Source organism: Arthrobacter sp. Soil_C_49 (assembly GCF_057656635.1).
Genome location: NZ_JBDGJZ010000008.1, coordinates 1 through 25,022 on the forward strand (window position 1 = coordinate 1; position 25,022 = coordinate 25,022).

Here is a 25,022-nt window from a genome sequence, read left to right on the forward strand (position 1 = left end):
AACACCTCGACCCCCACCAAAAACCCCAACAAAACACCTACTTCAAACCACCCCCACCACCAACACCCCGCGAATAACCCTGCGCGAGAGCGGCAAAGGTGCAGCGACGACCCGAACCGGCAGCAAAAGAGACACTGACGGCGGTGCACTACCGGGAGCGGAGAGTGCCAACCACTACGGTTCCGTCCAACTCCTCCGAGTGAACAGTTCGCGTCAGCAGCCCCGCCGCCGCCATGATTCCAGCGGTTCCTGCTGCCTGACGCTCACTGGTTTCAATGGCGAGAAGTCCAGAGGGATCCAACCACTCCGGGGCTTCGGCGATGACCCTGCGGTGGAGGCTCAGGCCGTCCGGGCCGCCGTCGAGCGAGATTCGCGGCTCATGGATCCTGGCCTCGGGCGGCATCGTCGGCAGCACGTCCGTGGGAACGTACGGAGCGTTCACCACAATGAGCTGCACCTGCCCCCTGAGCCGGGAGGGAAGGGCAGCATAAAGATCCCCTTGGTGGACCCGCCCACCTACGATTGCGGAGTTCCGGCGAGCGCACTCCACGGCGGCGGGGTCGATGTCGGCGGCATGAAGTTCCTTCACCGGCACCTTGGACGCAACCGCAACACCTACAGCCCCGGACCCACAACAAAGATCAACAACGACGGCGGGGTCGGCCCCCGCGGCGAGGCGTTGCCTCAGCAGTGCCACGGCTTCAGAAACGAGGAGCTCCGTGCGGCGACGCGGCACAAAAACACCGGGATCAACGGCAATGCGAAGCCCACTAAAGCCGGCCCAGCCAAGAACATATTCAAGCGGTTCACCAGAAACACGACGGCCAATCCATGCCGTGAGCTCATCGTGGCCCGACGCCTCGGTCAACAACAACTGCGCTTCTTCCTCGGCGAAAACACAGCCGGCCGCCCTCAGGAGGGTGACAATTTCGGCAAAACGGGGACGGGCAACTGATGCGGGACGCGGCATGGGGACGCCTTTCGGTGGGCCGGCGGGCACTCGCACGTCTTCCAGCGGCTGACCAACCTAGCCTTGGCGGCCTGTGCGGCACTGGAAGGGAGTACCCGAAACAGATGAAGCAGTAATCGGGCTCACCTCCTTTGGCCATGGCTGGAATCCAATGCTAAACCGTAGTTCCACCGGATGCGGGCACTTTGTTGGCAGGATGGAGCTATGACTTTCCCCGCCCAGCACCTCATCATCTGGATTGGCACCTACACTCCCGACGGCGGCGGCCGGGCAGAAGGGATCGGAGCTCTGTCCGCCCACCCTAACGGGACGTTGGAATGGCGGGGTACGGCAGCCAAGGCGGATTCGCCGTCGTTCGTGGCGGTCCACCCCGAGCAGCCCGTGGTGTACGCGGTGGCCGAGCAGCGCAAAATGGTACGGGCCTTCCGGCGAACAGGCGATTTCGGTCTTGAGCCCCTGGGCGACCCGCAACCCGCCGGAGAAGCGACGTGCCATGTGGCGGTAGACCCGGAGGGTCGCTTCCTCACCGCCACCTGCTGGGGAGATGGCCAAGTACTGCTCTATGAACTGGATTCCGACGGCGCCATCACGGCCTGCTTCCCCGCGCCCGCTTCAGCGGATCCACACTCCGCCCAGACCCCGGGCGAGCCCCGGCAGAGCCGCGCCCACGCCAGCCTCATGCTGCAGGACGGCCGGATCATGACAACAGACCTGGGGCACGACACCCTCCGCATCTGGAACTACGTGCCCGGATCAGGACTGGAAGCAGATCACGAGGTCGCCCTCCCCTACGGCTGCGGGCCCCGCCACCTGGTCCAACACGCCAGCGGCAACGTCTTTGTGGTTTCCGAATACTCCATCGAGGTCTTCGTGGTCCGCCCCGAGGCCGGGACATTCGAGCTCGTTTTCCGGGGCCCGGCGACCTCCGGCGGCAGCATGCCGGATGACTCCGCCGCGGAAATCTGCCTCGACCGGCAGGGAAAACACGCCTACGTCGGTGTCCGCGGTTCCAACCTGGTCAGTGTCCTGGACGTCGCTGGCAACGGGACGGAACTGCTGCCCGTCCAGGACTTCCCCAGCGGAGGCAACTGGCCGCGCCACCACATTGTCAGGGAACAATGGCTCCACGTTGCCCACGAACGATCGGACAACATCGCCACTTTCCAGCTGGACGCAGCAAGCGGACTCCCCGGTCCCCTGGTCCACGACCTGCAGACACCGTCACCCACCGCCTTGATGCCGGCTCTCCTACAGTAAGCAGGCCGTTAACAGGCCACCGCGGGACATGGCCCAGGGGCACTAATCCTGGGAGCCAAGGCTTTCCTAAACGCTGGAGTTATCCAGTGCAAGCGCTTACAGTTGTGACGTGGTTCACAGGGTCAAGGGGCCTTGTTGACCCGGCATCTTCATGCCACACCCCTTGCCCCGGCAAGCCTGTACAGCAGCGCAGCTACCAGGAAAGGTCTCTTCCTTGATATACCGCACCCTCCCCGGCGCATCCCCACGCGCCAGAACGAACACCAGAATGAGCGCCACATCATCCACAACACCCCGTCCACCATCCAGCCGCATTACCGGCGGCCCCCGGACTCAACCCGCCAGCAGAACATCAATGCGTTCAGCCGCTGCCCTCGTTGCCGCAGTAGTCGCCATTTCAGTCTCGGTTCTTCCCGCCGAGGCCGCCCCGGGCAGCAAGGACCCGGGATCAAACGGCCAGGCCAACAAAAACCCGGGCTCGACGTCGGCCCCGCACAGCCTGCGCGCGCCCGTCACAGACGAGAATTTCTACTTCGTTATGGCCGACCGCTTCAGCAATGGGAACAGCACCAACGACGACGGCGGCCTGGGCAGTGATCCCATGGTGTCCGGCTTCGATCCCACCAAAAAGGGCTTCTACAACGGCGGCGACCTGGCCGGCCTGCTGGACAAGATCGACTACATCCAGGGCCTGGGCACCACTTCCATTTGGCTGACCCCCAGCTTCAAGAACAAGGCGGTGCAGCCCGAGGACAAGTCGGCCGGCTACCACGGATACTGGGTCACGGACTTCACCCAGATCGATCCCCACCTTGGCACCAGTGACGAACTCAAGGCGCTCATTAACGAGGCGCACAGCCGCGGCATGAAGGTGTACTTCGACATCATCACCAACCACACCGCTGACGTGATCGGCTACGAGGAGGGTGCCCGGAAGGGCTATGTCTCCAAGGACGCCGTCCCGTACAAAACGGCGGAGGGAGCGGCCTTCGATGACCGGGACTACGCGGGCACCGAGGGCTTCCCCAAGCTCAGCCCAGCCACGTCGTTCCCCTACAAACCGGTCCTGGAACCGGGCGAAGAAAACCTGAAAGTTCCGGCCTGGCTGAACGATCCCACGCTGTACCACAACCGTGGTGACACCACCTTTGTGGGCGAGGACTCGTTCTACGGTGATTTCTTCGGCCTGGATGATCTCTTCACCGAACACCCCAAGGTGGTGGACGGCATGAAGGACATCTACAAAAACTGGATTGGCGACTTCGGCGTGGACGGCTTCCGGATCGACACCATGAAGCACGTCAACAACGAGTTCTGGCAGGAATTCGGCCCGGACGTCCTCAGTTACGCCAAGGAGCAGGGCAAGGACGAGTTCTTTATGTTCGGCGAGGTCTTCGACACCACCAAGAGCTTCACCTCGCAGTTCACCACCCGGAACAGCATGCAGGCAGTGCTGGACTTCCCCTTCCAGGACGCGGCACGGAACTTCGCGTCCAAGGGCCAGGACGCCGCCGCGCTTGCATCATTCTTCGCCGGTGATGACTGGTACACCGACGCCGATTCGAACGTCTACCAGCTCCCCACCTTCCTGGGCAACCACGACATGGGCCGCATCGGCAGCTTCATCGCCGCGGACAACCCCGGATCAACGGACGCCGAGCAGGTGGCCCGAGACCAGCTCGCCCACGAACTGATGTACTTCTCCCGCGGCAACCCGGTGATCTACTACGGCGACGAGCAAGGTTTCACCGGCCCGGGCGGCGACCAGGACGCCCGGCAGACGCTTTTTGCCAGTAAGGTGCCGGAGTACCTCGACGACGACCTGCTCGGCACTGATGCCACCCACGCCACGGACAACTTCAACACCAACCATCCGCTCTACACCAAGATCCGCCAGCTCGCGGAACTGACCAAGGAGCACCCGGCACTGCGCGACGGCGCCCACCAGCACCGGTACGCCTCGGACGGTCCCGGCATCTACGCCTTCTCCCGCACCGACGCCGAGGACCAGCGTGAGTACGTGGTGGCCCTGAACAACAGCGAGCAGCCGCAGACCGCCGAGGTTCCCACTTACATCGGCAAGCGCAACTACACCCGGATCTATGGTGAAGGTGCGGATGAGGCCAAGACCTCGGCAGACGGCAAGCTCACCGTCACGGTTCCCGCGCTTTCCGCTGTGGTTTACCAGTCCTCCGGCCGGCTTCCGCATTCCAAGGCGGCACCCGCCGTCGTCCTCCAGGAGCCGGCCCCGGCGCAAGGTGACAACGGGCGGCTTAAAGTGACGGCCGACGTCGGCGGTTCATCGTTCTACGAGGTCACCTTCGAGGCCAGGACGGCAGGCGGCGAGTGGCAGCCCATCGGCACTGACGACACGGCGCCCTACCAGGTGTTCCATGATGTGGCGGCCCTGGATGCCGGCACTCCCGTGGAGTACCGCGCCACGGTGCTGGACAATGGCGGCCACGCCGCTGCCTCCCAGCCCCGCGCCGCAACCGTTCCTGCGCCGGTCCTCACGCTCCAGAAGCCCATTGAGGGCAGCAGCGTGAAGGGCTCCGTGGAGCTCAGCGCGACGGCCGACCCGGAGAAGGCGAGCCACGTGGTGTCCTTTGAACGCAGCGTGGCCGGCGGGGATTGGACGGCGCTGGGTTCGGACGACTCCTCCCCGGTGTACTCGGTGAAGGATGACGTGTCGGGCCTTGGGGACGGAACCCAGGTGCGGTACCGCGCCACCATGGCCGACACCGGTTTCAACGTCACCAGCGAAATCCGGACTGTCACAGTGGGCGACGCGCCCCAGCCTGATTCCGTCACCGTGGCAGGCTCCCTGAACCAGGCCATGGGCTGCGCGGAACCGTGGGACCCTGCATGCAATCAGGCCATGATGGTCCTGGACCCCGCGGACAACATCTGGCGCCTCACCGTTGATCTTCCCGCCGGGAAGTACGAGTACAAGGCGGCACTCAACGGCAACTGGGACGTGAATTACGGAGCTGACGGCGCGTTCAACGGATCAAACATCGTGTTGGACCACCCGGGCGGCCCGGTGACGTTCCGCTACGACAACAGCACACACCAGCTCAGCACGGTGTATGCGTCGCAACAACCGCAGGCGGTTTCTGTGGCCGGCAGCCTGGGGTCTGAGCTGGGATGCAGCGCCGACTGGCTGCCCGAATGCGACCAGGCTCAGCTGGCACTTGATCCGGCAGACCTGGTGTGGAAGCTGACGGTTCCGAACCTGCCGGCGGGCAGTTACGAGTTCAAGGCGGCCCTGGACCGGTCCTGGAACGCCAATTACGGAGCCAACGGCGTGCCGAACGGCGGCAACATTTCGTTTAAGCACGACGGCGGAGCAGTCACCTTCCGCTACGACCACTTCACGCACCTGATCACCGCAGGCTAACAACCTGGGCACGCGCGCAGGGTTTCCTGGCCGAGCTTGCGAGGTTAGGGTGCGGGCGGTGGGTCGTTTGGCGCCAGCGCCAAACGACCCTCGTTGTGTGTGGGTGCTAGCTTCTGACGGCGTGCCCCATGCTCGTGACAAGCCGCCGGACGGCATCCTCCGCGGTGGGCGGTGGGCCAAAAACCTCGGACTGCCGCGAGATGTCCGCAACGTACCTGCCGGTCTGGAACCAACCCATCATGGCCGCCAGGTCCTTCGCCATCGGGTTGACCGGTCCCATCACGGCACCCGCTGCACGCACCACGCCCACGGGAACGGACTGGACGCGGATCTCCTCGCCGGTCAGCCGTTCTGCAATATCGGCGAACTCCTGCATGGAGATGGGCCTGTCCCAGCCGATATCGATCCGCTGGCCGTCCACACCCGGAGCATCAACGGCAGCCGCGAGGTATTGGGCCAGATCCGGCGTGAGCACGAAAGTCAGCGGGATTCCCGGTGAGCCGAACCACCTGACCCTGTGCTTGGTAATAGGGTCACCGCCAAACCGGGTCACCTGGTCCAGGAAAGCTCCGGGACGCAACGCGACAAACGGGACGCCCAGGGCCTCCAGCCTGTCCTCCATCAGCCGCTTGTGCCAAAAGTGCGGCACCTCCGGCGTCTGGTCGCAGGTCAGGATGCTGGTGAGGACAAACCGGCGGATCCCGGCACGCTTGGCAGCATCAGCGAGGTTTGAATTGCCCACGGTATCGATGTTCGGGTTGTCCCCCTTGCGATGCCTGGTGTATCCCGCGGCCGACGTCACCACCGCGTCGGCACCGGACATCGCGCGGACCAATGACTCCGGGTCCATCATGTCCCCGCGTGCAATGTCCACCCCGGAGGACTCCAGCCCGGAGGCGTCCGAACCGGGGCGTACCAGGGCACGCACCTGCTTACCCCGGTTCAACAGCTCAGTGACAACCTGGCGGCCCACCATGCCGGTGCCGCCGACAACGAGTACTGCTCCTTCACGCATCGTCTTCTCCTGACTGTTGGCCCGGCTGTCGTGGGCAGCCTGACTGGCCCGCCTGCCTTAGCCGTGCAGGGTTTCCTCCACCGCCGCCAGCAGTGAGTTGAACCGCGGGTTGGCGGGAAGATCATCCAGCAGGACTGGCCGCCCGTCCGGTCCTCCCAGGGGAACCTGCCAGTTCGGGTAGAGGGCTTCAGTGGTGCCGGGCTGGTTCTGGACCCGCCGCTCACCCACGGCATCCACCAGGGCAACACCGAGCAGGACCGACGGCGCCTGGGCCAGCAGCAGGTGCAGCGCCTCGATGGTCCGCTCTTCACGTCCGGCCGCTCCCCCGGGTCCGTCCTCGGGCAGGTACCCCCGTTCCCGGAGCAGGGCAAACATCTTTTCCAGCGAAGCGTTGTGCTCGGCCCGCTCCTCCGCCTCCGAACGCTCCAGGAGGCCCAGTCCGCTCCGCAGGGCCACGTGGTCTCCCGCGAGGTAGCCCGCGGTGGGCGGCAGGTCGTGCGTGTTGACGCTGGCAAGCGCCTGCGTCCGGTACCTTTCCGGCGCAAGGGGTGAATCGCCGTCGTACTCAAACCAAAGGATGGAGGTGCCCAGGATGCCGCGGGCGGCAAGGTAGTCCCGAACCCACGGCTCGAAAGTGCCCAGGTCCTCCCCGATCACCACGGCCCCGGCACGCTGCGCTTCGAGGGCCAGGATGCCGATCAGTGCCTCGTGGTCGTATTTCACGTACGCGCCGTCGCCCGGAGCGTTCCCGGACGGGATCCACCACAGCCGGAAGAGGCCCAGGATATGGTCCACGCGGACTCCGCCGGCATGGCGCAGCACGGTGGCAAGCATGTTCCGGAACGGAATGTAGCCGGCCTCTGCCAGCCGGGCAGGGTGCCATGGCGGCTGCCCCCAGTCCTGGCCCTGCTGGTTGTACATGTCCGGGGGCGCCCCCACGCTGGTGCCGGGCGCCAGCACATCCCGCAGCGTCCAGGCGTCGGCGCTGCTGTGGTCCACACCGACGGCAAGGTCGTGGACCACCCCAAGTCGCATTCCGGACCGCAGCGCAGCCCGCTGGGCGTCTTCGAGCTGTTCATCGCAGATCCACTGGAGCCAGCGGTGGAAGCCGATCCGGTCCGCCAGCTTTTCCCGGAGCGCCTCCGTCTGCGGGGTGCCGAGGGCGCAGGCAGGATCTGACCAGAACGGGTCCCCGGCAGACAGGTCCTCCCTGATGGCGGACCACAGGGCAAAGTCGTCAAGGCCTTGGCCGGAGATCCGGCAGAACTCGTCGAAGGCGGCCTGCCGGGCCGGCGACCGGCGGGCATGATAGAGGAGCTCGAGGGCCTGCAGCTTGGCGGAGTACACGGCGTCGCGGTCCAGCCGGTTGCCCTCCTTGTTCAGCCCGGCGACCTCCTCGTGGAGCTTCTCCACCGTAGCGCGCTTGCGCGGCTTGAGGTAGGCCACTTCGGGGATGGCCTCGATGCGGATGTACAGCGGATTGAAGAAGCGCCGGGTGGACGGCGAATACGGCGACGGCTGCACGGGCGGAACCGGCTCCGCAGCGTGCAAGGGATTGACCAGTACGTAGTCCGCCCCGCGGGTGCCGCTGAGGGCAGCCAGGTCGGCCAGGTCGGAGAAGTCACCGATGCCCCACGACCGTTTTGAGCGCACCGAATAGAGCTGGGTAGCCAGTCCCCAGCCCCGGCGCTCCTCCAGCGGAGCCGCGGTGGTCAGCCGCGCCGGCACCACTACCAGGGTGGCGGACGCGGCGGCACCTTCAGCTTCGGCGTGCAGGGTGTGCCATCCCAGCGGCAGGTCCTGCGGCAGCGCGAAAGTGGCACGTCCGGTCGCAACACCGTCGACGTCCCGCGGCTGCACCCAAAGATCCTGCTGGACGGCTTCCGCAGACCCGGCTCCGCCTTCAAGAGTGATGGTCAGCCGGGCCGCAGCGCCGTCGCGCACGTGGACCGGGACCTGCGCCGGTTCACCCTGCTGGATCACGACGGCGGGCGGCAGCATCCGCCGCCAGGGCGCCAGTTCGGCTTCCGCCAGTGCCGCCTGGATGAGCTGGTTGGTGTGCGCCTGCACTCCCAGGGAGGCCAGGACCTTGATCAGGGTGTCTTCGGCAACACTGTGCGGCAGGCCGTCCCAGCCCTGGAAGGAGGTTCCCACCCCATGCGCATCCGCCAGCTGCTGGAGGAGGTGCGGGTCCACGGGCTCCATGGCAGCAGTTTCAACGGCAGCCGGCGGACGATCCGGCGCCTCTATTGGCGCCGGCGATGGTGGGAACTGCTGGTGTGAAGCCGTCATTCGTGTCCGCCTCGTCTGGTGTGATGTGGCCCGAACTTACAGTGCTGCCTGTTGCACCGGGCGTTTGCACCCCGCGCACAACCGTTGGTTCAGATTATTGCAGGCCGGCGCACAGGTGAAACCCAGACTGGTTTGAGCCGGTATCAGGGGTCAAAGTGCGTGCTGACTGTGCCCGCGCTGACCTGGCCCAGGATGTCCGCCGCGAGGTCGCGCAGCTTCCGGTTGCGGTGGCTTGAAGCCTTGGTGAGGACGGCCATCGCTTCTTCCTGCGAACACCTGTTTTGGGCCATCACCACGCCGCAGGCCAGGTTGATGACCGTGCGGTGCTCCAGGGCTGCGGTGAGGTCCTCCGCGAGGTTCTGGGCATCAGCGATCCTTAGGGCCAGCCGCAATGCCCGTCCCGCCAGTTCGGCAAAGCCCTCAGCCCGCCGCACCACCGCGTCCGTAAAGAGGCCCGGTTCGGAAGCGAAGAAGTTCAGTGCCGCAGCGTGGCTGTTATCCAGCGCGAGCGGCACTCCCAGCACGCTGGCGCAGCCGTTGTCTTTCAACAGCTTCTGGTATTCAGGCCAGCGGGAGTCTGTTGCCACGTCCGAGAGGACTACCGGCTTCATGGTTTCCAGGGCTGTCAGGCACGGCCCCTGCCCCAGTTCCTGCTCAAGCTTGTCCAGCAGGGTTGCGCGCGGGCTGCTTCCGGCTACGGTGGCACTGCGCTTGCGCTGCCGGAGCGTCACCCCGCACTCAATCAGAGAACCCGCGGTCTCGCCAAGCGTCGAGGCAGCAAGAACGGACAGCTCGGCGAGGAACCCGCTCACGTTGGCGCTGCCGATAATCATGTCGTGCAGCTTGACGAACTGTTCGTCGCTGCTGGGAGTGTCCATGCCTCAATATAAGCGACCCAGCCCCCGCCCCGCGCTCCATAAAACGTCACACCCGGACCCGAGCGTTACTTCAAAAGTCGAAAAGAGAAGCACTAAGGCGGAATTCTGCACCAGCACCGCCGATCTGTGTAGCCTCGTGACGATCAAGGGCACGCGTCAAAAGCTGCATGCCGAAGAAACTGTGAGGAGACCGGAAGATGAGCCTCAGTGAACTGCGGGTGTTCGGGCGGTCAGGGACGCCGATCAGCCCGCTGACCCTGGGCACCATGAACTTCGGCGAGGGAACCGGCGGCCCGCCCGGTGCCCCCACCGGAGCCGAGGAGAGCATCCGGATCATCCACTCCGCGCTGGACGCCGGCATCACCGCCATCGACACCGCCGACGTCTACTCGCAGGGTGAGTCGGAGCAGGTTGTGGGGCGGGCCTTGCGCGGACGCCGCGACGACGTCTTCCTGGCCACCAAGTTCCACGGCCAGATGAGCCCCAATCCTGCCCATTCCGGCAACTCCCGTCGCTGGATCACCCAGGCCGTGGAGGGCAGCCTCCGCCGCCTGCAGACTGACCGGATCGACCTGTACCAGGCGCACCGGCCGGACTACAACACCGATGTCCTGGAGACGATCACCACCCTCAACGACCTGATCAGGCAGGGCAAGATCCTTTACTACGGCACCTCCGTATTCACCCCGGCACAGCTGGTGGAGGCCCAATGGCTCGCCACCACCAACCACCTGATCCCGCCGCTCGGAAACCAGGTGCCCTATTCCATGCTGGTGCGGGCCAACGAACGTGATGTGTTCCCGATCGCACAGCAGTACGGGCTCGGCGTGCTGGCCTACGGGCCGCTGGCCGGCGGCTGGCTGTCCGGTGATTTCACGCTGGAGGCAAGCAAGGCACCTACCCGGGTGCATTCACTGCCCGGCCGCTACGACATTTCCGGTCCGTCCAGTGAGCGGAAGCTGCACGCTGCGGATGCCCTGGCGCGGCTGGCCGACAAGCTGGAGTTGTCGCTGGTGGACCTCTCAATCGGCTTCGCCCTGACCCACCCGGCCATCAGCAGCGTGATCATCGGCCCGCGCAGCGAAGAGCACCTGGCCGCCTACCTGAAGGCGGCGGACGTCCAGCTCGGAGAGTCGGTCCTGGATGCGATCGACGACGTCGTGGCGCCTGGCACCAACTTCGTGGAGCGGGACGCGGGCGCCATCGTTCCCTCCCTTGAGTTCGCAGAATTACGACGCCGGTAGTCCGCTCCCGCCGTCGGGCCGCCTGCGCGGGAGCCCGCGCAGCCGCCGCCCTTGACTGAAGGCGGCAAGGCTCCTACGGTCAGTATCGATAGTCCCGAATTGAGATTTCAAGGGCGTCCAATGCCAATGTCCGAGGAGGAGCGCAGGCTCCTCAAGGAGCTGGAGCTCGGGCTGATAGCCGACGATCCCCACCTGGCGATGGAACTGCTCTCCGGCTACCCATCGCGCCGGTTCAGGTCAGGCATCTACTACGGTTCAGCCGCGGGCTTGCTCGGCCTTGCGCTCTTCATGATCGGCATCAGCGTCTCCAGCATCGGAGCCGGCATCAGCGGACTCCTTCTGATCGCCCTGGGCCTCTTCCTCGCGCTGCGCAGGCGTACGCCCCACCGCCAAAGCCGGCACGGACAGGCGGGGTAGTCCGCCGCTGCGTGGGTCCCGATCCTGCCCTGCAGCGCGTGGCAGCAGGAAAACCAGGCCTGCCAGGACAGCTGCCGCCCCGATCCAGCCTGCGGCGGGGAGCCGCTCCCCCACCACCAGGACCGCCAGCGCCGCTGCCACCACGGTTTCGACCAGGGAAAGGCCCGTAGCGGTGCTGGCACGGACACGGGCCAGGCCCCAACCAAACAGGACGTACCCGGCAAACATCGGGACGAGGGCCATATACGCTCCGACGCCGAAGTTCGTCCAGGAGTCGGCGAGCGGGCGGCCGGTAAGAAAAAGGACGGGCATCAGCAGCACCCCGCCTGCACCGAACACCGCACCCATGGTGGCCCGTGACGACAGTCCTCCACCGATCAGGCGGTGCGCTGCCCACGAATACAGGGCGTACGTCACGCCCGCAACGAGGCCCAACACGATCCCCGCCGGCGCTGCCCAGGACTCCAAGGCGAGTCCTGCTCCGCCCCCGGCAGCACCATCGCCGTCTGGCCGGTGCCCGGTAACGGACAACAGAACCGCACCGCCGACACCGAGCAGCGCCCCGGCCAGCCACCGGCGGGTGAGTGGTTTCTTGTCGGCACAGCGCTCGATAACTGCTGCGGCCACCGGGGCCGAACCGATGGAAATCACGGTACCCACCGCGACGCCGGCAAGGTGCATGGAGGTGTAGAAGGCCAAGGGATAGACCGCAACGGCCGCCGCTCCCACCAACACCAGCCGCCATTGCTCCAGAAGATCCCGCCATTGGCTGCTGATTTGCCTCGCGGCATACAGCGCCTGGAGCAGACCGCCGATTCCCATGGCTACGGCCGCAATAGCAAGGGGACTCACTGCCGGGGCGAACGTGGCAGCAGTTCCGGTAGTCCCCCACAGAACTGAGGCGGCCAGCACAAAAACAGCACCCCAGCGCGGCCCCTGCAGACCGCCGCTGCCAAACGGGAGGCGGCTCCGCTGAAGCGGCAGGGAAGGGCGGCCGGTGGAATCTGTCACAGTTCGTCCAGCATCCGGGCGGCAATCGTCCGGCCCTGAAGGAGCCGGCTGTCCCCGCCTTCGAGTCCTGCCCGCACCATGGCGCCTTCCAGCAGGAAGGCCAGATGGGCGGCCAGCCCTGCACGGCGTTCGTCCTGCCCCGGCAGCAGCTCTTCCAGGTGCCTGGCCAGCAGTGCCTCAACTTCTTCCTTATGGCGCCGGACGGCCAGCCGTCCCGGGCTTCCGGCGGGCAGTTCCGCCGCCGCGTTGAGCAATCCACAACCGCGGAATCCGTTCTGGTACGCGAAGTTTGCGTGATCAACGTAGGCGTCGAAGATGGCCAACACCTGTTCCCGGGCTCCGGCAGCAGCCTCCGCCCGCGCCCGGTACAGGCCGAGCCATTCTTCATGCCGGGCTTCGAGGTAAGCGGCCACCAGGTCCGCCTTGGAAGCGAAGTTGTTGTACAGACTCTTTTTCGCCACTCCAGCCTCGGCCGTGATGGCGTCGATCCCGGTGGCACCAACGCCCTGGGCATAAAAGAGCCTTGCCGCGGCGTCAAGCAACAGCCCGCGTGCACGTTTTTTGGGTGGCAGGGAGACATCGGTCGGAGACACTGGAGATCCTCTTCGTCGCAGCAGGTAGACCAGTATACCTACCAGTCCGCCGCCAGGGCCTTACTTTCTAGGGATTTCGGTGATGAAACTCCTCGTCAGGCGTAACCTGAAGGCGGTTTCGGCGCTGAGGAGACGGCAATGGATTCAATGGACGGGCGCCTGGCACTTGTGACAGGTGCGACAGGCGGTCTGGGGAGGGCGATTGCTGCGGGGCTGGCGCGTGAAGGAGCGGCGATCGTCGTCGTCGGACGTTCCACTGGCCGGGCAGAGGAGGCGATAGCGGGCATCCGCGGCCAAGTGCCGGACGCCCGGCTCGAGCCGCTGGCCTGCGACCTGTCGGACCAGGCCAGCATCCGGCGGGCAGCGGCGGACTTTCTTTCCCGGCATGAACGGCTGGACGTGCTGGTCACCGCTGCGGGCGTGTTCCGAAAGGAGCGCCACGTCACTCCCGATGGCCTTGAGCTGACTTTCGCCACCAATGTGATGGCCTATTTCCTGCTGACCAACCTGCTGCTGGACGCCTTGAAGCGGGGCGGAGCCGGGACGGATGGAGGCGCGGCGCGCATCGTGAACGTGGCCTCGAGATACGGCAAAACAACGCTGAACTTCGAAGACCTCCAAACAGCGAAGGGTAAGTACAGCTACCTTCGCTCAACACCGCCCACCATGCTGGCCCGGGTCCTCCTTACCCAGGAGTTCGCCGAACGGCTTCGCGGGACGGGCGTGGTGGCAAACGCGGTGCACCCCGGGTTGGTCAAAGACACTGGCCTGCTGCAGGACGTGGGCGGTCCGTTCCGCTGGATCACCAACACTCTTGGCGCCTCTGCCGAAAAAGCTGCCGACACCGCCGTCTGGCTTGCCAGCTCACCACAAACCGCGGAGGTTTCCGGGAAGCTGTGGGCAAAGCGTAAGGAACTGCCCACACCGGGGATGGGCTCGGATCCTGACGCCCGGAGGCGTTTATGGGAGGCATGCAGCCGGCTGGCAAAACTTTCCTGAGGTCCCACCCATCCATGGCAGTCACGGCTCCGAACCGTAGGGAGAAAGACTCTCTTAAGGGCGGACGGGGCAATGGACGAGCAGGACCAGCAGGCGCTGACCGCGGGCGTCATCCAGGAACATGGCCTTGACCTGGCGGAACTGTGGCTCGACTACGTCGCCTTGGGCGGGAATGCCACGCAGGAGGAAATCAAGGACTACAGCGCGGGCCTCATCAGCCTTCCGGCCAAGGAACGCGACGTCCTGTCCCAGGCCGTTAATGAGCACGCCGATCCTGAAGGCCGCCCGCGTGAACTGCTGGCGATGGCCCCCTACAGCGATTCCCCCCTCACCAAGGCCGGGAAGGATTCCTCCGGCCCCCGCGGGGCAGGGCTCTAGGCCACCGCGCGGGCGTTGAGGGTATCCCTGATTCCGTTCAACGCCGGATCCCGCAACGACATAAATGCCGGCTTCAGGAGCGGCTGGATAATCTTCGCAGGCCCCTTGATGCTGAACTCTGCGGTGTACTTAACCACCGATCCCGCGCCTGCCGGGCTCACATCGATGGAGTCGAAGGCGGTCACTGTTTTGTTTTCGCCGCGGAGCTTGATGTGGTTTTCCGTCAGTTCGATGACCTCATATTCCAGGGACTGCCGCTTTCCCCGGAACTCGGACTCGGCATGGTACCTGTGGCCCACAGCAACCGGACCAGGCGTCAGTTTGTCCATCACCGGGGTGCTGGGATCCCACTCGCTGGTGTTCTCGAACTCCCGCATGTAGGCGAAGGCCTGGTGGGCGGGCAGTTTTGTTTCCACGCTTCCGGTGACTGTGATCATCACCCCAGTGTAGGAACCGCGTGTCCGGAAACCCACCCCTATCAGCGATGCGGCGCAAAGAGTTGGGTGGCCGCCATCTTGAAGCACAGTTTTCCATCCAACTCCTGCGGCCTGATCCACACCTCAAAACCCTCGGCGGCCGTAAAGAGGGTCCTTCCGCCGCGGGCATCTGCCGCGATCCACAAGGCGGAGGAATCGTCCATGGCGTCATCCACCACGCCGGTCCTGACGATTGCAAAATCCTTGCGGACCTCCACCGGCGTTCCAACCAGCCGGCGCCAGTCGTGATAGCGGTACGGCTTCACAGCGCTGTTCCTACGCCCGGCAGGACTGTTAGTGGAGGTGGCTTCCGCCGTTGATGTCGATGGTGGTGCCCGTGAGGTAGGCGGAGTCCTCGGAGGACAGGAAGGTGATCACTGCTGCCACTTCCTCGGTGGTGGCGTTGCGGCCCAGCGGGATGCCGGCGTTGATGGCCGCTTCCTGCTCCTCGGTGCTGCCTACGCGGATGTTGGTGTCCACGGCGCCGGGGGTGATGGCGTTGACGGTGACGCCGGTGGTGCCGAGTTCCCGGGCAAGCGCCTTGGTGAAGCCAAGGATGGCTGCCTTCGCTGCGGAGTATGGAACTTTGCCGAAGACGCCGCCGCCGCGCTGGGCGGACACCGAGGACATGTTCACGATCCGGCCCCAGCCGTTCTCGATCATGCCCGGCAGGAAAGCCTTGGTGACCAGGTAGGTGCCGGTGGCGTTGACGTCCATCACCTTGTGCCACAGCTCCAGCGTGGTCTCCAGGAACGGGACGGGTGAGGTGATGCCGGCGATGTTGGCGAGGGCGCCTACGGGGGGCAGGGTGCCCGCAGCCACCTCGGCGGCGACGGCGGCCTGGGCGGCGGTGACGGAGGCTTCGTTCGCGACGTCGATTTCGTGGCCGAAGGCGGGGACGTTGAATTCGTTGCCGATTTCGGCGGCGACCTTGGCGGACTTCTCGCCGTCAAGATCCAGGATGGCCACTGCCCAGCCCTGGTTGGCGTAGCGACGGGCGGCGGTCAGTCCGATGCCCCGGTCCGAGGTTGCCCCGGTGAGGACGGCGGTGCGCTGGATGGTGGTCATGGTTACTCCTGTGTGTGCTGGAAGCGGTAAGCGGTGCTCGCCCAAGGAGCCACATTGGTCCTCGCACAGCGCACTCTTGCTCACGTGATGGGGAACACATTACGGGCCTCATTGTTAACAGTCAACCTCCAACATCGACTGTTGACATCCGAGAATGATGGAGGTCACACTTGGGGATATCATTTGTTAACAGTCGACAGCGGCGGATTTTCCAGCTGCCTTTCGAAAGGGAACCACCATGAGCAACGAAGCTCTGAAAATGCGCGGCCATGTGCATGGCACCAAGGACGCCAAGCGTGTAGCTGTCGGCTCCGGCGTGGGCGCCGTCATTGAGACGTATGATTTCATCGGTTTCGGCACCGCCGCTGCGCTGTACTTCGGAACCGCGTTCTTCCCCACCGGTGATCCCGTCACCGGCACCCTGGCAGCTTTCGCCACCCTGGGCGTCGGCTTTGCCGCCCGCCCGCTTGGCGGAATCATTGGCGGCCACCTCGGGGACAAGGTGGGCCGCAAGCCTGTCCTGGTCGCCTCCCTGATTCTGATGGGCGTCGCCACCTTCCTGATCGGCCTCCTGCCCACATACGAGCAGGTCGGCTTGCTCGCTCCCGCGCTGCTGGTCTTCGTTCGCGTGGTCCAGGGCCTGGCCTTCGGCGCTGAATGGGGCGGCGCCATCCTGATGAGCTACGAGCACGCACCTTGGAAGTCCAAGGGCAGGTACACCGGCATTGTGCAGGCCGGCTTCCCGGTGGGCCTCCTCCTGGCCAACCTCGTCTTCCTGGTGAGCGTGAACCTGGGCGGTGAGCTCGCCTGGCGCGTTCCCTTCCTGGCGAGCATCGTGCTCGTTGCTGTCGGCCTGATCATCCGCTCCAAGGTGCCCGAGTCCCCCGTCTTTGACGAGGTCAAGGAGAGCGGATCCATCGTCAAGAACCCCATCATCGAGGTCATCAAAACCGACTGGCGCAGCATCGTCCGCGGCATCGGCCTGCGCGTTCCCGAGACTGCCGGCTACGCCGTGTCCGTCACCTACATGATTTCCTACCTGCACACCCAACAGTTGGCGGACAAGACTGAAACCCTCGTCGCCCTCTGCATCGCCTCCGCCGTCGGCATCTTCGCCACCATGGCCTGGGCCCGCCTGACGGACCGCGTCGGCCGCCGGCCGCTGTACATCTGGTCCACCGCTTTTGCCGCACTCTTCGCGATTCCGATGTTCCTGCTGGTCAACACGGGCATGTTCATCTTCGTCATCGCAACCATCGTGATCTCCTACGCGGTCTGCCAGAACTCGCTTGCCGGCGCCCAGGGCGCCTGGTTCCCGGAACTGTTCCAGGCCAAGACCCGCTCCTCCGGTGCCAGCCTGGCCTACCAGATCTCCGCCATGGTCTCCGGCTTCACGCCGTTCATCACCACCCTGCTGTTCGTCAGCTTCGGCTGGATGGGCCCCGCACTGCTCTTTGGCACGTACGCCCTGATCGGGCTCTGGGCCGCAGTGGCCACCCGGGAAACCTGGGGCAAGCGCGAACGCCAGCTGGCTGACGAAGCCACCAAAAGCACCCCCAACACCGTGAGCGTCTAATGACCGTCACGCACGAAACGAATACGGAGCAAGCAATGCCGACAAACACTGTCCAGGACCGCGCAGCAGCGGCCGGCGCACCCGGGAACGGAGCGGCGCAACGCCCGGTAACCCAAGAGCGCATCGCAAAGATCAGCGCGGCTGCCTACCGGATCCGGCATCACGCCCTGAATATGGGCGAGGTCCAGGGCCAGGGCTATGTGGGCCAGGCGCTGGGTGCGGCCGACATGCTCGCCACGGTATACGGTGACCAGCTCCGGTTCCGTGCCGATGATCCGCACTGGGAAGCCCGCGACCGGTTCCTGCTCTCCACCGGCCACTACGCGATCGGCCACTACGCGGCGCTGGCAGAGGCCGGGATCGTGCCGGTCGAAGAGCTCGAGACCTATGGCTCGGACGATTCCCGGCTGCCGATGTCCGGGATGTCCACGTACACGCCCGGCATGGAAATCTCCGGCGGTTCCCTGGGCCACGGCCTGACCATCGCCGTCGGCATGGCTTTGGGGCTGCGCTACCAGGGCTCGGACGCCCGGGTGTTCAACTTCCTCTCCGACGGCGAACTGGACGAAGGCTCCACCTGGGAGGCCGCCATGGGCGCGCACCACCACCAGCTGGGCAACCTCACCGCAATGGTGGACATCAACGCCCTGCAGGCGGACGGCAAAACCGACACCGTGCTCCGCACCGAGCCGGTCACCGAAAAGTGGGAATCGTTCGGCTGGTTCACCCAGCGCGTGGACGGCAACGACGTCGGCGCGCTGCTGGCAGCGTTCGACAACGCAGCCGCCCAGGCCGCCGCCGTCGGACGTCCCTCCGTGATCCTGTGCGACACGAAGGTGGGCCGCGGCGTGCCGCTGCTGGAGAACCGCGAAAAGGCGCACTTCATGCGCATCGAAGAACACGAATGGCAGACCTGCCGCGAGCAGCTCACTGCCGGCTATGAAGGAAAGGCTTCAGCATGAGCACCACCACCGAGGCTCCCGACACCACGACAGCCGCGAAGCCGAAGCTGAAGACCTCGGCCATGATCGCGTCCTTCGCGGATCCCGGCCAGAAGACCGCGTCCGCGCCGTTCGGGCATGCCCTGGTCAAGGCCGCGCAGGAAAACGACAAGATCGTTGGCCTCACCGCGGACCTGGGCAAGTACACGGACATGCACATCTTCGCCAAGGCCTTCCCGGAGCGGTTCTTCCAGATGGGCATGGCCGAGCAGCTGCTCTTCGGCGCCGCTGCCGGCCTGGCCGAAACCGGGCTGGTGCCGTTCGCATCCACCTACTCCGTCTTCGCCGCCCGCCGCGCCTACGACTTCCTCTGCCTGGACGCGGCCGAGCCGAACCTGAACGTCAACATCGTGGGCGGACTGCCCGGCCTCACCACCGGGTACGGCCCCAGCCACCAGGCCACCGAGGACATGGCGATCTTCCGCGGCATGCCCAACCTGACCATCGTTGACCCCTGCGACTCGATCGACATCGAACAGGCAGTTCCGCAGCTCGCAGCGAGCGAGGGGCCCACCTACCTGCGCCTGTTGCGCGGCAACGTCCCCACGGTCCTGGACGAGTACGACTACACGTTCGAGCTCGGCAAGGCCAAGGTCCTGCGCGGCGGCAACGACGTGGTGTTCATCTCCTCCGGCCTGATGACCATGCGCGCCCTCCAGGCAGCCAAGGCGCTGGCCGCACACAACGTGGACGTCGCCGTCGTCCACACCCCCACCATCAAGCCGTTCGACGCCGAAACCGTCCTGAAGGAGATCAACACCGACCGGCTCGCCGTTACGCTCGAAAACCACTCCGTCGTGGGCGGCCTGTTCGAAACCGTAGCCTCCGCAGTCGTCACCGCCGGGGTGGGCAAGCGCGTGGTCCCGGTTGCCCTCCCGGACCAGTTCCTCGACGCCGGGGCGCTCCCCACACTGCACGACCGCTACGGCCTCGCCGTGGACCGCATCGTGGCGAAAGTGCTGGCGGAGCTGTCATAAGCAAAGGCCCGGACAGACTTTAGCTAACGCAGAAAGCACGGCACCGCCCTCAGCGGGCGCCGTGCTTTCTGCCGTAGTATCGATCTACGACTGTAAACAGTCGACTTACAACATTGAGGACAGACGCCATGGCCGGAGTGACAGCACCGTTACTGGGACTGCAGAAGAAGAGCCTGCGCGAGCAGGCGCTCTCGGCGCTGAGGACCGCGATCACCAGCGGCGAGCTGGCGCCTGGCCGGCACCTGGTGGAAACCGAGCTGTCCGAGATGCTGCAGATCAGCCGGGGAACCCTCCGCGAGGCCCTGCGTCAGCTCGAACAGGAAGGCCTGCTGTCTGCCGGGCCACGCGGCCGGCTCTCGGTCCGGCACCTGGACGAAAAAGAGATCCGGGACATTTTCGCTGTCCGGGCCGCTCTGGAATCCTTGGCTGCGCGCACTCTGTGCGAGCTCCCGGACCGCGCCCACGTGATCCAGACCCTGCACCAGACGATAGACGTGATGGAGGCGGCCCAGGACGCGTCATTGGAGGAACGGATCGAGTCCGATATGGAATTCCATCGCACTCTTTGCCGGCTGACCGGCAATGAGACGCTTCTTCACTCCTGGGAGTCGCTGGAAGGCTCCATCCGGATGTCCATCATGTTCGGCGGCCTGGAAAAGGGCGTCAAGAACATGAGCGTGGACCGTCACCGTGAGATCGTGGCGGCCATCGAAACCGGCGACGCGTCCCTCTCGCGCAAGACCATCAGGGCGCACATGGACAGTGCCGCTGCGAACCTGGTGGCCTAGCACCCGCCCCGCCCGGGAATCCCTTTGAGTTGCTGACCGTTAACTGAATGTGCGGAAGAGTCCGCGCCTTCAGACGAGGGATTGAATGAACGCGAAGTTTGTATCAGTTGAAGACGACGCCGGGAAGGTCACGCGCTACGCCCGCCATGCCAACGGCGGCGGCCTCATCGCTCCGGGCGCAACGGTGGCCGGGAGCGCAAGCATCGGCCCGATGACTTACGTGGAGTACGGTGCCCGGATCGGCTCGGGCTGCCGCATCGGGCACGGGAGCTGGATTGACCGCGATGCGACCATCGGCGACCGTACGGTCATCGGTGACGGCGTGCGGATCGGCCGCGGCACGGTGGTGGGAAGCCGGGTGCATATCGGGAGCCATTCGAGGATTGGCTCCGGTGTCCTGATTGAGCACGGCGTTCACCTGCACGCGGACACCACAGTTCCCGACGGCGGACACGTCCCGTTGAGTGCGCGGACACAAGCCCCGGACCCGGCGAAGCACCGGCCGCACAGGAAGAGCAAGGGCCGGATGGCCGCCTGAGCTTCCGTTCGACCTGAGCTTCCGTTCAAACGGGCGGGGCTCAAGGTTGCCGCGGCCCGGTGCGCGCTTGATCCCCGCGGCGTTCCGCGTCGCTCCTGCCAGGTCTCGGAGCCACCGGCCCAGCCGCACCTTTACTGCCGCACCACCCCACACCGCGAGCAGCAGCGCCACCAGCAACAGGCCGGCGTCGCCGAGGTCTACGGAGGCCAGCCAAGCCGTGAGGGGATCCTCCAAAGCGAAGTCGGCATTCGCAAACCCGCCCAGCGTGATGGCGGCGATAAAGAGGGCCGACACCGCGGAGATGCCCGTAACCAGGGCATTAAAGCCGAGTTTCCGCTGTGGGTCGGCGAGGGCCGAGCGGTACATCCGCATCATGGCCATCCCGTTCAGGGAGTCGCACAGGGTCATGGCGGCAGTGAACGCGAGCGGCAGCGCGAGCAAGGCGAACGGCGGCACCCCGGCCAGGGATGCCGCCGTCGTCATCATCAGCAGGCCAATGGTGGTGGCGGTGTCGAAGCCCAGTCCGAACAGGAAGCCGATCACGTAGATGTTCCGCGGCCGCCGCACCCTCGCAAGCGGACGGGCGAGAAGCCGGGCCACCAGCCCCTGCGGCTCCAGGTCCCGAGGATCTATGGTGCCACCGCTGCGGGAGCGGCGGTAGGCGCGTGCTGAGCGGGCAAAGGCCGAGCCGTTGAACAGGCCCATGGCCAGCAGGAACAGCCCGGATACGCCGCTGCCGATCAGGCCGAGGACGAGGTTGCCCGTGGAGCCGTCCTGCATAACCTCGCCCACCATCGCGGCGCCCGCAATCACCAGCACACCGGCGAGCGTCACCACGGAGCTGTGGCCCAAACTGAAGGCGAATCCAACGCTCACCGGATCCTTCCGGTCGGCCACAAACTTGCGGGTGGAGTTGTCGATGGCCGCGAGATGGTCCCAGTCGTAGCTGTGCTTCACACCGGCGAGATAGGCGGTCAGCACCAGCCCCCAAGTGAGTGCCTGCGCGCCGGTGCTGCCTGGCGTTCCGCTGAGGAGAAGTACGACGGCGGCTGCGTGCAAGGCGGCTACGGCACCGAACATGGACAACAGGCGGGTTCGTAGCGGCAGTGTCTCCCGCTCCCGGTACAGCGTGGCGATGTGGGTGATCGCTGTCATCAGTGCTTCCTCAGGTTCAAGGGTTCCTGGCCGTACCACCGCTTCCGGAGGAGGGATGTGCAGGCGCCCAGCAGGAGGTTCAGTTCTCCGGTGCTGTTCGTGAGTGCGCGCAGGACCAGCCCGGTTGTTCCGCCCACGGTGCGGGTGAGGGAGATTCCGGTCACGGCATCGTTTTCCGAGGTCACGCTGTGCAGGTCATCGGCGAGCGCCTGGTCCACCCGCGGGTCCACCACGATCAACGAGCCCAGGTGGCTGAACCCCTCCATAAACCCCAGCCCCGTCACATCGCCCGACGGCGGCCGGATCAGCAGGTTGTCGAGCGCCAGCAGTTGGTCCCCTTCATCAGCTTCAACATGGATCTCGTTCCGGAGCCGCACTTCCTCGTACCGGAAGGCGGCTCCGTCCGGCGACCACCCCGGCGTCACCACTTCAGCCATGACCAGGCTCGACGACGGCCGTAAGGTCACCGAGGTCCGTTGCCGATAACTTGCCTCCCGGTAGGCAATGAGCTGGTCTGGCACAAGCTCCAGCCGCGTCCCCTCCCCCAGCCGAATGGCCATCCGCTGCTCGGCAAAAGACCCGGGAGTCCGATAAACCTTCGTCGCCGACTGCGTAGTGAGCAACAGATCCGCTCCATCCCCGACTTCAACATCCAGCAGAAAGAGATCCGCCCCAAGATAAGCCCCGCCAGGATTCACCACGACGTAGCAAACCTGCCCGGAGTCATCGAGATAGTGCGGTCGAAGAACCCGCAAGGCGCCTTGATGGTACTGATGCGTGGCGACGGACCTGCCCGCACGCTCGGCGACCACAAGCTCAAGCTCACCCATCGGTGCCTGCCCGTGGCTGGGTCCGGGGGCTTCGCCGGATTTGGGGCCGTGCCCGCTCCGCGGTGCCCGCCACGCCGCGGCCCCCAAATCCGGCCTCGCCGCCTCAGCGCGCAAGTCACCGTGAGTAAGCCCGAATGCCACCATGTCTACTGTGCCAAATCGAGCATCAGGACATCGCGCCGCACCCACTCGATGACGGCGTCGAGCCCTTCGTCGGTTTTCAGGTTAGTGAAGCAGAACGGCTTGTTACCGCGGAATTCCTTGGAATCCCTCTCCATGACGGAGAGGTCCGCTCCCACGTGGGGGGCGAGGTCGGTTTTGTTGATGATGAAGAGATCGGACTTGATCATGCCCTGGCCGGCTTTGCGGGGGATCTTTTCTCCTTGGGCCACGTCGATGATGTAGATCGAGAAGTCCACCAGTTCGGGGCTGAAGGTGGCCGAGAGGTTGTCGCCGCCGGATTCGACGAAGATGACCTGCAGGTCGGGGTGGCGGGTTTTGAGTTCCTCGATGGCGGCGGTGTTCATGGAGGTGTCTTCGCGGATGGCCGTGTGGGGGCAGCCGCCGGTTTCGACGCCGATGATCCGGTCCTCGGGGAGGATGCCGTTGGCCGCGAGGATTTTGGCGTCTTCGATGGTGTAGATGTCGTTGGTGATGGCGGCCATGGAGATTTCACCGCTCATGTGCCGGGTGAGGCGCTCCACGAGCTGTGTTTTGCCGGCTCCGACGGGTCCGCCGATGCCGATCTTGATGGGTTCGCTCATTGTTTCCTCCTTGAATGCAAAAACACAGTTAACTCATAAACATCCGGGCACGTTGGCGTTCGTGCCGCATTTGCGAGATTTCGAGTCCGGGACTGACAGCGCCGAAGTCGTCCGGAGCCAGGTGCGGGATCTGTTCGACGGCGGCAGCAACATCGTCGGCCGCTTGCCGCAGCAGCCGCTGTCCGGCGTTCTGGCCGAGCGGGATGGCACGGACGGCGTTCTGCGTCAGGGAGGTGACGGTGGCGAAAAGGTAGGCAGCAAGCGCCTCCGGCAGCGGCACGCCAAGTGAACGGGCGACGACGGCGAACGCCAATGGCTGGTGCCCGGCTGCCCGGCCGCTGGTCACCAAATCCCGGTACAGCCCCAGCTCCGCAGAGGGAAAGACCTCGCCCCCAATCTCCAACAACCGAAGCCCCATCTTCACAGAAGCCTCCCGTACCTGCCGAGGCAACAGTGAAGCAGAGAGAAGAGAATCCAGTTCAAGAACATCAGCCCCCTCAAAAAGAAACCGAATGGCCAACCCGTCAGAATAGGAAAGCTGCTGAGAGATAAACGCAGACAACCACCGCCCAAAACCAGCCTCATCAGCGATCATCCCGGCGTCGACATAAGTCTCAAACCCAAGGGAGTGAGCAAAAGCCCCAGTAGGAAGCGCAGAGTCAACAAGCTGCTGCAGCGCAAGCTGATACCCGTTCACTGAACGACCGCCAAAGGTGAGGAAGGCAAGCGACGCGAGGGATATGGGGCCGCGGCGTGGCGGGCACCGCGGGGGGCCCACTGGCGCGAGGGACCCGGCCCGAGCTTGCGAGGGTTGGGAGCGCCAGGGGACGGGCACGGCCCCCCATCCGGGGCGGCGCACCCAGCTGACGCACCTCTTGAAGCGCGCAGCGCGGCGACAGGACTACTAGTGCGAGTGTTCAGCATGGCGAAAAGGAACAGGCATGACGCGTTCCTGCCGGGAGTAGGACACACCCACATGGCGAAGGTAATCCTCGACGGTGTGGTCGTAGGCGCACACCATGACGTCCGCTTCGTACTCGGACGACGAGTCGAAGAACTGGGCCTGGAGGTGCCGGTTGCCGAGGGAGTGGGCCACGACGCCCATTTCGTGGATGCTGCGGGGCGCGACCACCAGCACGTCGGTGGGCAGCACGGACACCACGATCATGTTGGACTCTTCGAGGTGCAGGATGTCGCCGTCGCGCAGGTCCCCGGAGCCGGAGGGGAGGCGGATGCCGATCTCCTTGCCGTGGTCGGTGGTGGCGCGCTGGATGCGCTTGACCAGCTGGGCGCTGGGGAGGATCACTTTTTCCTGGTGCAGGTTGGCGTAGGTGTGCGGGTCCGGCAGTTCGTGCAGGTTGCCGAGGACTTTTTCGATGATCATGAAGGGCTCCG

General features: G+C 65.3%; 23 protein-coding genes and 2 pseudogenes. 11 read left to right on the forward strand and 14 right to left on the reverse strand.

Annotated features, from left to right (window positions below; translation table 11 throughout):
* Positions 1-148: 148 nt before the first annotated feature.
* Positions 149-970, reverse strand: a complete 822-nt coding sequence (locus tag AC3A4Z_RS13685) for a putative protein N(5)-glutamine methyltransferase (RefSeq protein WP_498712084.1) — start codon at positions 968-970, stop codon at positions 149-151.
* A gap of 204 nt (positions 971-1,174) precedes the next feature.
* On the opposite strand from AC3A4Z_RS13685, the gene AC3A4Z_RS13690 reads away from it, so the two are divergent.
* A complete protein-coding gene (locus tag AC3A4Z_RS13690; RefSeq protein ID WP_498712086.1) occupies positions 1,175-2,227 on the forward strand; it encodes a lactonase family protein in 1,053 nt (350 codons plus the stop codon).
* A 355-nt stretch (positions 2,228-2,582) separates the two neighbouring features.
* Positions 2,583-5,627 carry an alpha-amylase family glycosyl hydrolase gene (locus tag AC3A4Z_RS13695; protein WP_498712088.1) on the forward strand — a complete coding sequence of 1,015 codons (3,045 nt, stop codon included), beginning with the start codon at positions 2,583-2,585 and terminating at the stop codon, positions 5,625-5,627.
* 106 nt (positions 5,628-5,733) lie between these two features.
* Here the strand turns inward: AC3A4Z_RS13695 and AC3A4Z_RS13700 are convergent, their stop codons facing one another.
* From AC3A4Z_RS13700 to AC3A4Z_RS13710, 3 genes are all read right to left on the reverse strand, one after another.
* Entirely contained in the window at positions 5,734-6,642 is a 909-nt protein-coding gene (locus tag AC3A4Z_RS13700; protein WP_498712090.1) for an SDR family oxidoreductase, read from the reverse strand.
* A gap of 57 nt (positions 6,643-6,699) precedes the next feature.
* Entirely contained in the window at positions 6,700-8,847 is a 2,148-nt protein-coding gene (gene malQ / locus AC3A4Z_RS13705) for a 4-alpha-glucanotransferase (protein WP_498712092.1), read from the reverse strand.
* Positions 8,848-9,077: 230 nt separating this feature from the next.
* Positions 9,078-9,812 (reverse strand): GAF and ANTAR domain-containing protein, encoded by a 735-nt coding sequence (locus AC3A4Z_RS13710; protein WP_498712094.1) that lies wholly within the window; start codon positions 9,810-9,812, stop codon positions 9,078-9,080.
* 197 nt (positions 9,813-10,009) lie between these two features.
* Here AC3A4Z_RS13710 and AC3A4Z_RS13715 point away from each other — a divergent pair, with 197 nt between their 5' ends.
* A complete protein-coding gene (locus AC3A4Z_RS13715) occupies positions 10,010-11,056 on the forward strand; it encodes an aldo/keto reductase (protein WP_493972797.1) in 1,047 nt (348 codons plus the stop codon).
* A 126-nt stretch (positions 11,057-11,182) separates the two neighbouring features.
* A pseudogene (locus AC3A4Z_RS13720) lies at positions 11,183-11,353 on the forward strand (DUF3040 domain-containing protein); the annotation flags it as partial.
* Here AC3A4Z_RS13720 and AC3A4Z_RS13725 read toward each other — a convergent pair.
* Positions 11,312-12,484: a DMT family transporter gene (locus AC3A4Z_RS13725; protein WP_498712096.1), complete on the reverse strand. Its 1,173-nt coding sequence runs from the start codon at positions 12,482-12,484 to the stop codon at positions 11,312-11,314. The pseudogene AC3A4Z_RS13720 and the gene AC3A4Z_RS13725 overlap by 42 nt on opposite strands.
* Complete coding sequence (locus tag AC3A4Z_RS13730; protein WP_498712098.1) at positions 12,481-13,077, reverse strand: TetR/AcrR family transcriptional regulator; 597 nt, start codon at positions 13,075-13,077, stop codon at positions 12,481-12,483. The genes AC3A4Z_RS13725 and AC3A4Z_RS13730 overlap by 4 nt, the downstream gene beginning before the upstream one ends.
* Positions 13,078-13,215: 138 nt before the next feature.
* Here AC3A4Z_RS13730 and AC3A4Z_RS13735 point away from each other — a divergent pair, with 138 nt between their 5' ends.
* A complete protein-coding gene (locus AC3A4Z_RS13735; RefSeq protein WP_498712100.1) occupies positions 13,216-14,076 on the forward strand; it encodes an SDR family NAD(P)-dependent oxidoreductase in 861 nt (286 codons plus the stop codon).
* Between the two features lie 72 nt (positions 14,077-14,148).
* Positions 14,149-14,454, forward strand: coding sequence for a hypothetical protein (locus tag AC3A4Z_RS13740; protein WP_498712102.1), 306 nt, complete (start codon positions 14,149-14,151; stop codon positions 14,452-14,454).
* Here the strand turns inward: AC3A4Z_RS13740 and AC3A4Z_RS13745 are convergent.
* Genes AC3A4Z_RS13745 through AC3A4Z_RS13755 form a run of 3 tightly spaced genes read right to left on the reverse strand, consistent with a single transcriptional unit; the run spans position 14,451 to position 15,998 of the window.
* On the reverse strand, positions 14,451-14,891 hold the full coding sequence (locus AC3A4Z_RS13745; RefSeq protein WP_493972801.1) for an SRPBCC family protein: 441 nt from the start codon (positions 14,889-14,891) through the stop codon (positions 14,451-14,453). The genes AC3A4Z_RS13740 and AC3A4Z_RS13745 overlap by 4 nt on opposite strands.
* 41 nt (positions 14,892-14,932) lie before the next feature.
* The gene (locus AC3A4Z_RS13750) at positions 14,933-15,196 is read right to left on the reverse strand and encodes a hypothetical protein (protein WP_498712104.1); all 264 of its coding nucleotides are present in this window, start codon (positions 15,194-15,196) and stop codon (positions 14,933-14,935) included.
* A 28-nt stretch (positions 15,197-15,224) separates the two neighbouring features.
* The gene (locus AC3A4Z_RS13755; protein WP_498712106.1) at positions 15,225-15,998 is read right to left on the reverse strand and encodes an SDR family NAD(P)-dependent oxidoreductase; all 774 of its coding nucleotides are present in this window, start codon (positions 15,996-15,998) and stop codon (positions 15,225-15,227) included.
* A 238-nt stretch (positions 15,999-16,236) separates the two neighbouring features.
* Here AC3A4Z_RS13755 and AC3A4Z_RS13760 point away from each other — a divergent pair, with 238 nt between their 5' ends.
* From AC3A4Z_RS13760 to AC3A4Z_RS13780, 5 genes are all read left to right on the forward strand, one after another.
* Positions 16,237-17,574, forward strand: coding sequence for an MFS transporter (locus AC3A4Z_RS13760; RefSeq protein ID WP_498712108.1), 1,338 nt, complete (start codon positions 16,237-16,239; stop codon positions 17,572-17,574).
* A 35-nt stretch (positions 17,575-17,609) separates the two neighbouring features.
* Positions 17,610-18,536 (forward strand): transketolase, encoded by a 927-nt coding sequence (locus AC3A4Z_RS13765; protein ID WP_498712110.1) that lies wholly within the window; start codon positions 17,610-17,612, stop codon positions 18,534-18,536.
* Positions 18,533-19,552 carry a transketolase family protein gene (locus AC3A4Z_RS13770; protein ID WP_498712113.1) on the forward strand — a complete coding sequence of 340 codons (1,020 nt, stop codon included), beginning with the start codon at positions 18,533-18,535 and terminating at the stop codon, positions 19,550-19,552. The genes AC3A4Z_RS13765 and AC3A4Z_RS13770 overlap by 4 nt, the downstream gene beginning before the upstream one ends.
* 128 nt (positions 19,553-19,680) lie before the next feature.
* Positions 19,681-20,340, forward strand: a complete 660-nt coding sequence (locus tag AC3A4Z_RS13775) for a GntR family transcriptional regulator (protein WP_498712115.1) — start codon at positions 19,681-19,683, stop codon at positions 20,338-20,340.
* A 211-nt stretch (positions 20,341-20,551) separates the two neighbouring features.
* On the forward strand, positions 20,552-20,878 hold the full coding sequence (locus AC3A4Z_RS13780; protein WP_498712409.1) for a transferase: 327 nt from the start codon (positions 20,552-20,554) through the stop codon (positions 20,876-20,878).
* A 123-nt stretch (positions 20,879-21,001) separates the two neighbouring features.
* Here AC3A4Z_RS13780 and AC3A4Z_RS13785 read toward each other — a convergent pair.
* The 5 genes and pseudogenes from AC3A4Z_RS13785 to ureE form a co-directional block, all read right to left on the reverse strand.
* Positions 21,002-22,033: pseudogene (locus AC3A4Z_RS13785) on the reverse strand (HoxN/HupN/NixA family nickel/cobalt transporter); the annotation flags it as partial.
* The gene (locus AC3A4Z_RS13790) at positions 22,033-22,863 is read right to left on the reverse strand and encodes an urease accessory protein UreD (protein ID WP_498712116.1); all 831 of its coding nucleotides are present in this window, start codon (positions 22,861-22,863) and stop codon (positions 22,033-22,035) included. The gene AC3A4Z_RS13790 and the pseudogene AC3A4Z_RS13785, both read right to left, overlap by 1 nt.
* 146 nt (positions 22,864-23,009) lie before the next feature.
* Positions 23,010-23,627 (reverse strand): urease accessory protein UreG, encoded by a 618-nt coding sequence (ureG, locus tag AC3A4Z_RS13795; protein WP_498712118.1) that lies wholly within the window; start codon positions 23,625-23,627, stop codon positions 23,010-23,012.
* A 28-nt stretch (positions 23,628-23,655) separates the two neighbouring features.
* Positions 23,656-24,324: an urease accessory protein UreF gene (locus tag AC3A4Z_RS13800; RefSeq protein WP_498712121.1), complete on the reverse strand. Its 669-nt coding sequence runs from the start codon at positions 24,322-24,324 to the stop codon at positions 23,656-23,658.
* A 207-nt stretch (positions 24,325-24,531) separates the two neighbouring features.
* Complete coding sequence (gene ureE / locus AC3A4Z_RS13805) at positions 24,532-25,011, reverse strand: urease accessory protein UreE (RefSeq protein ID WP_498712123.1); 480 nt, start codon at positions 25,009-25,011, stop codon at positions 24,532-24,534.
* Positions 25,012-25,022 lie beyond the last annotated feature (11 nt).